Below are 13,017 nucleotides of genomic sequence, written 5' to 3' on the forward strand. Positions count from 1 at the left end.
GGAGGACCATTGATGAAAGCCCGCCTGATCGCCACCGGTGAACGCGCGCCCAGCTGGGTCGCGCAGGGGTTCGCCGAATACCAGAAGCGGCTGTCGCATTGGCTGCCGTTCGAGCTGGTGGAAATCGAACCCGGCCTGCGCGGCAAGGGGCGCGATCCGCGCCGTGCCACCGAGGATGAAGGCAAGCGGGTCATCGCCGCGCTACCGAAGAACGCTTACGTGGTGGCACTGGACGTGCCGGGGCGGCAGTTGAGTTCCGAGCAGCTGGCGCAACGCCTGGAGCATTGGCGTGGGCAGGGCCGGGACCTGGCGTTCCTGATCGGTGGCCCGGAAGGGCATTCGCCAGAGGTCTCTGCGCTGGCCGACGAAAAGTGGTCGATCGGACCGCTGACGCTGCCGCACATGCTGGTGCGTCTGGTGGTGGCCGAGCAGCTGTATCGGGCTGCCGCAATGATTGCCAATCACCCCTACCATCGCGCGTGAAGAGTGGTTATACTAGTCGTCTGCCCGAATAGCTCAGCCGGTTAGAGCACTTGACTGTTAATCAGGGGGTCGTTGGTTCGAGTCCAACTTCGGGCGCCACCTTGAGAAACCTGCATCGCGAGATGCAGGTTTTTTTTTGCCGTGTTGTGGCGGCGAGCCCATGCTCGGCTGCATCCTCCAAGCCGGGCACGCGCTCGCCGCTACAGCGTGATCCGGCCCTTCCAGAACGCTACCAGCGTGGCAATTGCTACTGCCAGGATCGCGCCGAACAGCGCCCACTCCCAGCGCGTGAAAACCGGCTCGCCGCGCTGGCGCCGGGTCTGCGCAAACAGAACAACGCCGGGCACGTACAGCAGCACCGACAGCAGCAGGTTGTTCAGGCCGCCGGCATCCACCAGCCACAGCGCGTAGGCGCTGGCCAGCAGCGCGACCACGAAATCGCGCCAGCGCACGCGTGGCTCACCCGCGTAGGACTGTCCGCGCCAGGCCAGTTGCACGCCGAACGCGGTGGACAGGAAGTAGGGCACCAGGCTCATCGATGCGGCCAGCAGCACCAGGCCGGTGTAGCTGCCCGCATTGAACAGCACCAGCAGCAGGAACAGCTGGATCAGCCCGTTGCTCAACCACAACGCATTGGCCGGCACGCCACGCGCATTCTCGCGTCCCAGGAAGGCGGGCATCGTGCCGTCGCCAGCGGCGGCATACAGCACTTCGGCACACAGCAGCACCCAGGCCAGCAGCGCGCCCAGCACCGAAATGATCGAACCGGCGATGATCACCGTCGCGCCCCATTCGCCGACGATGGCGCGCAGCACGTAGGCCATCGACGGGTTGGGCAGCCCGGCCAGTTCGGCCTGCGACAGCACGCCCATCGACAGCAGGCTGACCAGGACCAGCAGCAGCCAGACCCCCAGGAAACCTATCACTGTGGCACGGCCGACGTCGGCACGGCGCGCGGCACGCCGCGAATAGATGCTGGCGCCTTCGATGCCGATGAACACCCACACGGTGACCAGCATCATGCCGCGCAGTTGCTGGCCGAGGTCGCCGAGCGCCGGCGTGCCGAAGAAGTCGGCGCGGAACACCTCCATGCGGAACGCGCCGGCGGCCAGCACCAGGAACAGTGCGATGGGCAGCAGCTTGGCCACCGTCACCAGGCCGTTGACGATGGCTGCCGTGCGCAGGCCGCGCAGCACCAGCAGGTGGACGGTCCACAACAGTACGGACGAAGCGGCCACGGCGGCTGGCGTGTTGCCTTCGCCGAACACCGGCATGAAATGGCCCAGGCCGCTGAAGATCAGCACGAAGAAGCTGGCATTGCCCAGTACCGAAGCGACCCAGTAGCCCCACGCCGCGGAGAAGCCGATGTAGTTGCCGAAGCCTTCGCGTGCATATGCGTAGATGCCGGTGTCCAGGTCCGGACGGCGGTTGGCCAGGGCCTGGAACACGAAGGCCAGCATCAGCATGCCCGCACCGCTCAGCGCCCAGCCGATCATCGCGGCGGCCGGGCCGGCACTGCGGGCAACGTTCTGCGGCAATGAGAAGATGCCGGCGCCGACCATCGAGCCCACCACCAGTGCAATCAACGCCGGCAGGCCGAGGCGTTGCGATGTCGTGGCCATTGAAATCCCCAGCGGGCCGGATGCCGCGAGCACACCCTAGCCATGTGCTCGTGAACATGGCTGCAAGGCCGGGTGTGCGGGAACCGGCATGGACAACGATCAGCCAGGAAACGACGAAGGCCCGGGCAACAGCCCGGGCCTTCGAAGCAAACACAGCAGCGGGATTACTTGAACGTGTACTTGGCGCCGACAGTGAAGTACCGGCCAATCGCACCACTGAAGTGCAGCGGGTTGTAATTGACTGCACCATAAGTGCTCGGGTCGAGCGGCGCGATGCGGTCAAACACGTTCTGCACCGAAGCGTTCAGCTCGAAGGCTTCGGTGATGTTCCAGCGGCCGGACAGATCGAAGGTGGTGAACGAGGAGATCTTCTCTACCGGCTCGCCATCTTCATAGAAGGCCAGGTAGTCACCGCCGCGGCGGTCCTTGTTCTCCAGCTTGCTGACGTAGTTGGCCACGCCGCTGATGCTCCACGGGCCCTGCTTCCAGGTGGTGCCGAAGTTGATGCGGTCCTTCGGCGTGCCGATGCAGTTGGTCACGTCGCAGTTGCCGTGGGTGCCCACATAGTCGACGGTGGTATCACCCTCGGTGCGCTCGAACTTGAGCACGTGGCTCCACTGCAGGTCCATTTCCAGCTGGCCCGGGCCGATGTCGAAGGTCTGGCGGATGTCGGTGTCGATGCCGCGGACGCGCGAGGAGTTTGCATTCACGTAGGCGGTATTGACGGCCAGGATGGTGCCGCTGTTGGCGACTCCGCCAATGTTGTTGGCATCGCGGAGAACGTTGCCCGCGGCGATGGCGTCGGCCGTGCTGCCCTGCGCGATTTCGTTGGTGCGCTTGATTTCCCACGCATCCACGGTCAGCGAGGTGGTCGAGGTTGGCTGCAGCACGATGCCCACCGAGTAGCTCTTGGACTCTTCCGGCTTCAGGTCCTTGTTCGGCCGCGTGATGATCGCCACCGAGCGCGCGGTGCATTCGTTGGCCGGGTCGATGGCGCAACGCACCGGATCGCGGGCGTTGGAGAAAGCGGCCAGGCCACCGTCACCGTTCTCGGCCGGGTTCGGCGCACGGAAGCCTTCAGCGTAGCTGGCGCGCAGTGCGATCCAGTCGGCCGGGGTCCACTTCACGCCCAGTTTCGGCGTGGCCTTGCCTTCACCGCTTTCGTACTTGTCGTAGCGGACCGCAGCGCTCAGCTCCAACTGCTCCAGCACCGGTGCGGACAGTTCGGCGTAGCCGGCATACACATTCTGCGTGCCGTCGTAGGCCGAGTAGCCCAGGCCGATGATCTGGCCGATATCGGTGAAGGTCTGCGGCGTCAGGCTGTTGCTCGTCTTGCGCCACTCCGTACCGAAGGCCAGGCCCAGCGGACCGCCCTTGAGATCCATCAGGCTGCGCGAGATGGTGAAGTCGAACATATCCAGGCTCGACTTGGCACGCGCGCTGATGGTCGGGCTGATGGCATCGTAGACCGACTGCGGCGTCTGCGAGGCATTGTCGCCGATGCGCCAGGTGCCATAGGGGCAGGCCGGATTGCCCAGCACGCAGCGTACTGCGTCATAACGCAGGAAACCCGTGCGCTTGTTGACCAGGTCGGTGCCGGAATGCAGGTAGGCGGTGTCGTAGCTCCAGTCGCCCCAGTTGCCCTTGACACCCACCAGGAAGCGATTGAACTCATTGGTATTGTCGGTCACGCGCGGGCCCACGTCCCACGCGCTGTAACGCAGGCGGGCCGCGGTGGGCAGCGGGTTGTCCGGATGACCTGCATACAGCTGGGTCGCACCGGCACCGCTGTTGGCGTTGACCGGGCCGCCAGGGTAGCCCCAGCCGCCGGATACGCCGGATGGCGTATTGCTGAAGATCGTTTCCTTCTTCGAGTAACCGATCTCGGTATAGACCTCGCCGCCTTCACCAAACGCGAAGCTGGCGCGGCCGAACACGTTCACGTACTTCTCTTCCGGGCTCAGGTCGCGGTACTGCTGCGCCGGATCCCACAGGCAACCCTGGGCCTGCGCGGTCGCGTCACTCTGCCCGGGAATCGTGGTCAGCCCGGCGCAGCCCGGCAGGGCAACCAGATGGCCGGTGGCATCGAACACCGAACCATTGGGACCCACGCCGCCGGCGGTACCGCCCGACAGGTAGGCGCCGCCCAGGAACTGCGCGTCTGCAGCGTCGTAACCCCAGCGCCGGATATCGCCGGTGCCGATCCACTTGCGGTTCTTGCGGTCGCTGATCTTGATCGCGTCGGTCTTGCCGACGTCCAGGCTGAAGAACGCATTCCAGCCATCGCTGGACAGGTCGCCGGTGCCGGCAGTGAGGGTCGCCTTCTTCGCGTCGCCATCGCCGTCACCGGAAATGCCGTAGGAACCGCGCAGGATGGCGCCTTGGAAGTCGCTGCGCAGGATGATGTTGACGACGCCGGCGATGGCGTCGGAGCCATAGATCGCCGAGGCGCCGTCCTTGAGCACTTCCACGCGCTCGACGGCATCGAGCGGGATGGTGCTGAGGTCGGTGAAGACCTTCTGGCCGTCATCGGCCAGGCCGTAGGTGGCCATGCGGCGGCCGTTCAACAGCACCAGCGTCGAGCCGGCGCCCAGGCCACGCAGCGAGATGCCGGCGCCGCCACCGGCGAAGCCGTTGCCGAAGGTCTTGGGAATGGAGCCTGCGCCGTCGGCGGTCAGGGTCTGCAGGTACTCGGCGACCGTGGTCTTGCCGGTGCGGTCGATTTCCTGGCGGGTCACCACCTGCACCGGCGACGGTGTCTCGGTGTTGGTGCGCGGGATGTTGGAGCCGGTGACCGTGATGCGGTCGAGGTTGGTGGCCTGCTCCTGTGCAAAGGCTGAGGAAGAAGCCACGGCGCCGACCAGCAGCAGGGTGCTGCCAGCAAGGATATGGGTGATGGACGATGCCAGGGTGGTGCGGCGGCGGCTGGCGGGCCGTTGGATCGGGTGTTTCACAGCTTCTCTCCTAACTGGAAAACCGTAGCGTTGAGGGCTGTCGCCGGATCGATACCGGGACGCGCCAATCTAGGTTTCCAGCAGGTGACGAAGACGTGAATTTTTGCTTAATCAGTAACGCTTGGCCCTGGCATGTCCGCATTTGCCGGGCAGTGGCAGGGGCCGGCCCGGCGCGCGGCCGGGCCGGTGGGACGCTCAGTCCGGCAGCGAGAACTGCACCGGCACCATGCCGATGGCCGGAACCGCCACGCCGTCACGCTGGGCAGGCTCGAAGCGCCAGTGCTTGAGCACCTGCTGGCGGGCGGCCTGGTCCAGGTTGCGCGAGCCGCTGCTGCGCTCGACGCTGACCGCGACCGGCTGGCCACGGGTGTCCACTTCCACCCGCAACAGCACCGTGCCCTGTTCGTGGTTGCGCAGGGACTGGATCGGATAGGTCGGCGGCGGAGCGCTGCGGTACTGCAGCTGGGCGCCGGCCAACGGGGTGGAAGTGTCGATGCTGGGCGCCAGCTGCGGCGGAGCCGGTTCGGCGGCCGGCAATGCGATGCCCTGGGTCTCTTCCACGGTCGCGGTGGGTGCGGGCAGTGGCGGTACCACCGGCTGCGTCCGGGGCTTCGGTACCACCTGGACGATCTCTTTTGGCGGGACCGGAACCGGCGGCGTCGGCGGTGGCGGGATCTTCTCGATCAGCCGCACCGGCGTCTTTTCACGCGGGGCCTGCACGGCCTGGTAGGTCGCAGGGATGAGCAGCAACAGGAAGGCCAGCAGGTGCAGGGCGATCGCTGCACTCCAGGCGGCGACGCGGGCGGGGTCGAAGTGCGGGGATGCAACGGGATAGGTACGAACCATGATCCACCTCCATGCCAGTGACGAAGTCCTCAACGCACCAGGGTCCGTGGCGGGGTTGCCGCACGCGGCTGGCAGTCCATCAGTAGCGCGGCATGGCGGCCACTGCCTAGAGGCAGGGGCATGCGCGTTGGGCTGGCCTTCAGCCAACGCCGCCGGAATACACGAAAAAGGCGGGCCCCTGCGGGACCCGCCTGTGTCGGCCGTGCCGGGCGCGATCAGCGGCCCAGTTCGAACACCACGTCCAGGTTGACCGAGACGGTCGATTCACCCGGTGCGACCGGGGTGGCCTTGTCCATCGACGCGCCGGCGGCCATGGTGCGCATCATCGGCATCGGGCGGAAACCGCCGTTGCTGTTCTCGGAAATGCTGACGATGCGGCGCACCTGCAGGCCCAGCGACCTGGCATAGGTCTGGGCGCGGGCCTGGGCCTTCTTCAGGGCGGCCAGGCGGGCTTCGTCATAGACCGGTTCGGGCTGGTCGATCTCAAACTGCGGACCGTTGATCTGGTTGGCACCCTGCGCGGCCAGCGCGTCGAGCACCTTGCCGAGCTTGGCGATGTCGCGGACCTTCAGGCTGACCGTGTTGCTGGCCTGGTAGCCGGTGATCTTCGGTGCCTCATTGTCGGCATAGCGGTACTGCGGGTTGAGGCTGACGCCGCTGGTCTGCACGTCGCGCTCGGCGATGCCGGCGGCCTTGATCGCGGCCAGCACCTTGTCCATCTGCTGGGCGTTCTGGCGCATGGCGCTGTTGCCGTCGGCTGCCTGGGTGACCACACCGGCCGACAGGGTGGCGACGTCCGGCACGCGGGTGGCCTCGGCATTGGCCGAGATGTTCAGCAGGGTGCCTTCGGCCGCGGCGGCGATCGACGGCGACGACGGAGCGGCATGAGCAGTCATCGAGGTTCCAAGGGCGAGGGACAGGGCAAGCAGCAGCGGGGTGGCGGTCAGGCGCATGGGATCTCCTTGTTGTGCCGGTGAGGGTGGTGTCGTAGCGATGAACGCGCTGTGAGCCTGATCGGGGTTGTACGCGTTCCGTAACGGGTTGCCGACGATTCAGGTGGCGGCCTCAGGTTATGCTGTGCCGATGCTCTATCTTGCTTCCCGCTCCCCCCGACGCAACCAGCTGCTGGCCCGACTCGGACGCCCCTTCCAGGCCCTTGACCTGGAGGTCGTCGAGCAGCGCGCGGCCACTGAAAGTGCCGAACAGTATGTATGCCGGGTCGCCGCCGACAAGGCGCGCGCCGGACTGGCCCGGGTGCTGGCCGACGACCCGCAGGCGCGGGTGCTTGGTTCGGATACCGAGGTCGTGCTGGATGGCGAGGTCTTCGGCAAGCCGGTCGATGCCGCTGACGCGCGGGCGATGCTGGCGCGGCTGGCCGGGCGCACCCACCAGGTGATGACCGCCGTGGTGGTGGTCGGTGCGGGCGGCCTGGACAGCGAACTGGTCATTTCCGAGGTGACCTTCGCCCCGATCGACGCCGCCGACATCGCCGCCTATGTCGCCACCGGCGAGCCGCTGGACAAGGCCGGTGCCTACGCCATCCAGGGCGGGGCCGAACGCTGGATCGAACATCTTTCCGGCAGCTACTCCGGCGTGATGGGGCTGCCGCTGCTGCATACCGATCGTCTGCTGGCGCGCTGTGGCGTGCCGGTCCCCACTGCCGATGCCGCCAGGGAGGCTGCCGATGTCTGAGGAAATCCTGGTCAATGTGACCCCGCGCGAGACCCGGGTCGCGGTGATCGAAAACGGCATGCTGCAGGAACTGCACATCGAGCGCGGTTGGCGCCGTGGCGTGGTCGGCAACATCTACAAGGGCAAGGTGCAGCGGGTCATGCCCGGCATGCAGGCCGCCTTCGTCGAGGTCGGGCTGGAGCGCGCCGCGTTCCTGCACGCCAACGACGTGGTGCGCCCGGCACCGGTGGCCAGCGCAGACACCGAGAACACCACCCTGCCGCCGCCGGCCAGCGTGCCGATCGTCGAGCTGCTGCGTGACGGGCAGGACATCGTGGTGCAGGTGGTGAAGGACCCGATCGGCACCAAGGGCGCCCGCCTGACCACGCAGATCAGCATTCCCTCGCGCTACATGGTGCTGCTGCCGCAGTCCAAGGTAGTGGGCGTGTCGGCGCGCATCGAGGACGAAACCGAGCGCGCCCGGCTGAAGGCGCTGGTGACCGAACTGTCGGCGCAGCATGGTGGCTACGGTTACATCGTGAGGACCAACGCCGAAGGCCAGCCGGCCGAGGCCATCGCCGAGGACATCGCCTACCTGTCGCGCGTGTGGAACGTGGTCGAGCGCCGCGGCCGCGAAGCGCCGTCGTGCAGCATCATCTATGAAGACCTGAGCCTGCCGCTGCGGTCCGTGCGCGACCTGATCCGCAAGGACGTGGACAAGGTGAAGGTGGACTCGAAGGAGACGTTCGGCCAGTTGCAGGCCTTCGTCGCCAAGTACATGCCGGTGCTGGCCGAAAAGCTGGAGCTGTATTCCGGCGACCGCCCGATCTTCGACATGTTCGGCGTGGAAGACGAGATCGGCCGCGCGCTGGACAAGCAGGTGCCGCTCAAGTCCGGTGGCTACCTGGTGATCGACCAGACCGAGGCGATGACCACCATCGACGTCAATACCGGCTCGTTCCTCGGCCAGCGCAACCTGGAAGAGACGGTGTTCCGCACCAACCTGGAAGCGGCGCAGGCAGTGGCGCGTCAGCTGCGGCTGCGCAACCTGGGCGGCATCATCATCATCGACTTCATCGATATGGATGATGCAGAGCATCGCCGCCAGGTGCTGCGCACGCTGGAAAAGGCGCTGGCCCGCGACCATGCCAAGACCACGGTGTACGACTTCTCGCCGCTGGGCCTGGTGGAGATGACCCGCAAGCGCACGGTGGAAAGCCTGGAGCGCCAGCTGTCGGAGACCTGCCCGCAGTGCAGTGGCCGCGGCAGCATCAAGACCACCGAGACGGTGACCTACGAGATCTTCCGCGAGATCACCCGTGCCGTGCGCCAGTTCGATGCCGCGCGCCTGCTGGTGATCGCATCGACCAAGGTGGTCGCGCGCATCACCGATGAGGAATCCTCGGCGGTGGCCGAGCTGGAAGAGTTCCTCGGCAAGAGCATCCGCTTCCAGGCGGACGAGCAGTACCTGCAGGAGCAATTCGATGTCGTTCTGCTCTGATCCTCGCCGGCTGCAGGCCGGCGGTGGCCGATGAGCGCGCCGCCGCGCCTGCGACTGCGAAGGATCCGCCGTCATTTCATTGCCGCCTGTGCGGTGGGCCTGGTCGGGCTTGCACTGCTGGTGGGTACCTTCAGCCAACTGCTGCCGCTGGCCGAGCGTCATCCCGACAGGATCGCCGCCTGGCTGAGTGAGCGGGCCGGCCAGCCAGTGCGTTTCGAGCAGCTGCAGACGGCTTGGACCCGTCGTGGCCCGCTGCTGCAGCTGAAGGGCCTGCGCATCGGCGCCGGACAGGGCCTGGCGATCGGCGAGGCCGAGGTGCTGGTATCGATGTACAGCGGGCTGCTGCCCGGGCGCTCGCTGACCGAACTGCGCCTGCGTGGCCTGGCGCTGGACCTGCAGCAGGGCGAAGACGGACGCTGGTCGGTGCGCGGGTTGCCGCAATCCGACAACGGGGGGGATCCGCTGGATGCGTTGCGCCGGCTCGGCGAGCTGCAGGTGATCGGCGGCCGCCTGGGCGTGCACGCGCCGGGGATCGGCATCGACACCACGCTGCCGCGCATCGACCTGCGCATGCGGGTCAATGGCGATCGCCTGCGCGTGGGTGTACGCGCCTGGGCGCAGGCCGAAGCGCTGCCGCTGACCGCGGTACTGGACGTGGACCGCATGCGCGGCAACGGCCAGGCCTGGCTGGGTGCCGACCCGGTCGATTTCCATGCCTGGTCGCCCTTGCTGGCGGCCGGCGGCGTGCGCCTGCGCGAGGGCAAGGGCGAGCTGAACCTGTGGCTGACCCTGCGTGATTTCGCGCCGGTCGCGCTGACCACCGATTCGGACCTGCGGGACGTGCGCGTCGACGGTGCACCGATGCCCGGCGTGGCAGCGCCGCAGCTGCAGCTGCAGCGGCTGCAGGCCCGCCTGCGCTGGCAGCGCCTTGCCGATGGCTGGGCGTTGCAGGTGCCGCGCCTGCGCCTGAAGACCGGAGATGGCGCACAGCAGCTCGATGGCCTGCAGCTGCAGATCGGCAAGCAGCTGCGGGTGAACGCCGGTGCGGTGCAGGCCGGTACCGCGCTGCGCGGGCTGGCCCTGAGCAATCTCCTTGAACCGGGTCTGCGGCGCTGGCTGTTCCTGTCCAGGCCGCAGCTGGAGGTGCGCCGATTGCAGCTGGCCGGCGAACGCGATGGCCCGTTGCGGGCACAGGGCGAGCTGCAGTCGCTGGGCTTTGCCAGCGTCGGTGATTCTCCGGGCCTGCGCGGCCTGGGTGGACATTTCGAAGGCGATGCCGATGGCTTCAGCCTGCAGCTGCAGCCGCAACGGCAGCTGCAGTTCGATTGGCCGACCGGCTTTGGCGTGCGGCATGACCTGCATCTGGCCGGACAGGTCGTGGGGTGGCGCGACGAGGGCGGCGGTTGGCGGATCGGAACGCCGGCGATGCGCGTGGAAGGCACCGACTACGCGGCCGACGTGCGCGGCGGCGTCTGGTTCCAGGGCGACGGTACGCGGCCGTGGCTGCAGCTGGCCGCCAAGCTGGACGACGTGCCGATGACGGCGGCCAAGCGCTTCTGGATCCACTCCAAGATGAGCAAGGGCGCCACCGACTGGCTGGACATGGCACTGGCCGGCGGCCAGGTGCGTGGTGGTGTCGGCCTGGTCACCGGTGACCTGGACGACTGGCCGTTCGACAACAATGATGGCCGCTTCGAGGCCACCGGCCACATCACCAATGGCGACATCCGCTTCCAGCACGACTGGCCGCTGATGCGCCAGGTCGACGCCGACATCGCCTTCATCGGCCCTGGCTTCGACATGCGTGGACGGGGTGATCTTGCCGGCGTGGCGGTACAGAAATTCGAAGCGGGCATTCCGGACTTCGGGCATCAGCCGTTGTACGTACGTGCCGACGCGCCGAGCGAGGCCGGCAAGCTGCTGGCGATGCTGCGCCAGAGCCCGTTGCACAAGGATTACGGCGATACGCTGGACAACCTGGCCGCCAGTGGTCCGGCCCATGTGACCTTCGATCTGCTGCAGCCGCTGCATCAGGACGAGGGCGAGGGCCACCTGCAGGGCACGGTCGATCTGGCCGGCGTGAAGCTGGTCGACAAGCGCTTCCAGCTGACCTTTGACAATATGCACGGGCAGGCGCGCTACAGCAATGGCGGTTTCGGCGCCGAGGACCTGGCGGTGCGCCACCTCGGCCAGGAAGGACGGCTGAGCCTGCGTGCCGGCGGCTACGTGCACGACAGCACGCGGGCCTTCGAATCGCAGCTGACGGCCCGCCTTGATGCCGGCGTGCTGATCGACCGCGCACCGGAAATGACCTGGCTCAAGCCCTACATCACCGGCACTTCTGCGTGGACCATCGCGGTCAACCTGCCCAAGGTGGCCCCGGGCGCGCCCGCGCCGCCGAGTGAACTGCGGTTGAGTTCGGACCTGGTCGGCACCCGGCTGGACCTGCCGGCACCGCTGGACAAGCCGGCCGCCGAACCGCTGGCGACCACGGTGGCCGCGCAGTTGCCGATGGGCGCCGGCCGCATCGATGTGGCCTTCGGCCAGCGCCTGGCCCTGGCCGCACGCAGCCACAACAACCAGACCGGCGTGCAGGTCACGCTGGGCAGTGATCATGTTGATCGTGAGCCGCCGCCGAGCGGGCTGACGGTCAATGGTCGCAGCGCGACGCTGGATGCGCTGGAGTGGATCGGCCTGGCGCGGGGTGGCGGGGACGACGATGCGATGCCGCTGCGAGCGGTGGACGTCCAGGTCGGCCAGTTGAAGCTGATCGGCGGCGTGTTCGAGCAGACCCGGCTGCAGCTGCACCCGGGTCCACAGGCACTGGATGTGCGCCTGGACGGCCCGTCGCTGGCCGGACGCCTGACCGTCCCCAATGCGGACGGTGGCACGATCAGTGGCCAGCTTGACCGCGTGCACTGGCAGTCACTGCCGGCGGCACCGGGTGCGCCGGCTGCACCGGCGCGGGTACAGGCCGGTGCCAACGACATGGACCCGGCCAAGCTGCCGCCGTTCGCGCTGGACATTGCCGACCTGAAGTTCGGCAAGGTGGTGCTGGGCCAGGCGGTGCTGCGCACGCGACCGTTGGCCAATGGCCTGAACGTGGATGCGCTGCGTTTCCGTGCGCCGGACCAGGAGATCGACATCAGCGGTCGCTGGCTGGGCCGGACCGGTGGTGCCCGTACCGAGTTGACCGCACAGGTGCGCAGCGAGGATCTGGGTGGGTTGATGCAGAATCTTGATTACGGCGGCCAGTTGCGCGGCGGTTCCGGCCAGGCGCAGTTGCAGGCCTCGTGGAGCGGAGGCCCGTCGGACTTCCAGCTGGGCAACCTGCAGGGCAGCCTCGACCTGCACGCGCGCAATGGCCAGCTGCTGGAGCTGGAGCCAGGCGCCGGCCGCGTGCTGGGCCTGCTCAGCGTCGCGCAGCTGCCGCGGCGCCTGATGTTCGACTTCCGCGACTTTTTCTCCAAGGGCTTCGCGTTCAACCAGATCGACGGCAGCATGCAGTTCGGCCAGGGCATGGCGCGCACCGACAAGGTGCTGATCGAAGGCCCGGCGGCCAACATCACCATCCGTGGCCAGGCCGACCTGCGCAACCAGCGGTTCGACCAGACCATCGACGTCAACCCGCGCGCGGGCAATCTGCTGACCGTGGTCGGTGCGGTGGCCGGCGGCCCGGTGGGGGCCGCGCTGGGCGCGGCCACCAATGCGGTATTGTCCAAGCCGCTGGGCGAGATTGGCGCCCGAACCTACAAGGTGACCGGTCCATGGAAGGAGCCGAAGGTGGAAGTGATCGAGCGCAGCCGCGACAAGTCCCCATCACCGCCCGAGCCGGCGTCTGCACCGGCCATTCCGCCGACCGTCACCGACCTGCCGCGCTCGCGCTGAGCGCGGTTCCCTGTTCACGGGGCTTGCCTGAGCGCCCCCGCACCCCCAGATC

General features: G+C 67.5%; 8 protein-coding genes and 1 tRNA gene. 5 read left to right on the forward strand and 4 right to left on the reverse strand.

Annotated elements, in window-relative coordinates; all coding sequences use genetic code 11:
• Nucleotides 1-12 precede the first annotated feature (12 nt).
• A complete protein-coding gene (gene rlmH, locus AC5P7X_RS17080; protein WP_005418108.1) occupies nt 13-483 on the forward strand; it encodes a 23S rRNA (pseudouridine(1915)-N(3))-methyltransferase RlmH in 471 nt (156 codons plus the stop codon).
• A 22-nt stretch (nt 484-505) separates the two neighbouring features.
• Nucleotides 506-582, forward strand: a tRNA-Asn gene (locus AC5P7X_RS17085).
• 101 nt (nt 583-683) lie between these two features.
• Here the strand turns inward: AC5P7X_RS17085 and AC5P7X_RS17090 are convergent.
• The 4 genes from AC5P7X_RS17090 to AC5P7X_RS17105 all read right to left on the reverse strand — a co-directional run bounded on the left by AC5P7X_RS17090 (nt 684) and on the right by AC5P7X_RS17105 (nt 6,858).
• Nucleotides 684-2,105 carry a basic amino acid/polyamine antiporter gene (locus AC5P7X_RS17090; protein ID WP_495215189.1) on the reverse strand — a complete coding sequence of 474 codons (1,422 nt, stop codon included), beginning with the start codon at nt 2,103-2,105 and terminating at the stop codon, nt 684-686.
• Between the two features lie 164 nt (nt 2,106-2,269).
• Nucleotides 2,270-5,059: a TonB-dependent receptor gene (locus tag AC5P7X_RS17095; RefSeq protein WP_053498944.1), complete on the reverse strand. Its 2,790-nt coding sequence runs from the start codon at nt 5,057-5,059 to the stop codon at nt 2,270-2,272.
• 195 nt (nt 5,060-5,254) lie between these two features.
• Complete coding sequence (locus AC5P7X_RS17100; RefSeq protein ID WP_070488904.1) at nt 5,255-5,905, reverse strand: energy transducer TonB; 651 nt, start codon at nt 5,903-5,905, stop codon at nt 5,255-5,257.
• 215 nt (nt 5,906-6,120) lie between these two features.
• On the reverse strand, nt 6,121-6,858 hold the full coding sequence (locus tag AC5P7X_RS17105) for an SIMPL domain-containing protein (protein WP_070488908.1): 738 nt from the start codon (nt 6,856-6,858) through the stop codon (nt 6,121-6,123).
• 130 nt (nt 6,859-6,988) lie between these two features.
• Here AC5P7X_RS17105 and AC5P7X_RS17110 point away from each other — a divergent pair, with 130 nt between their 5' ends.
• Genes AC5P7X_RS17110 through AC5P7X_RS17120 form a run of 3 tightly spaced genes read left to right on the forward strand, consistent with a single transcriptional unit; the run spans nt 6,989 to nt 12,965 of the window.
• Complete coding sequence (locus AC5P7X_RS17110) at nt 6,989-7,597, forward strand: Maf family nucleotide pyrophosphatase (RefSeq protein WP_065179231.1); 609 nt, start codon at nt 6,989-6,991, stop codon at nt 7,595-7,597.
• The gene (rng, locus tag AC5P7X_RS17115) at nt 7,590-9,077 is read left to right on the forward strand and encodes a ribonuclease G (RefSeq protein ID WP_005418079.1); all 1,488 of its coding nucleotides are present in this window, start codon (nt 7,590-7,592) and stop codon (nt 9,075-9,077) included. Before AC5P7X_RS17110 ends, rng begins: the two co-directional genes overlap by 8 nt.
• 30 nt (nt 9,078-9,107) lie before the next feature.
• Complete coding sequence (locus tag AC5P7X_RS17120; protein WP_495215190.1) at nt 9,108-12,965, forward strand: YhdP family protein; 3,858 nt, start codon at nt 9,108-9,110, stop codon at nt 12,963-12,965.
• Nucleotides 12,966-13,017: the final 52 nt, after the last annotated feature.

This window comes from Stenotrophomonas sp. YJH_SMC_53, assembly GCF_059369995.1.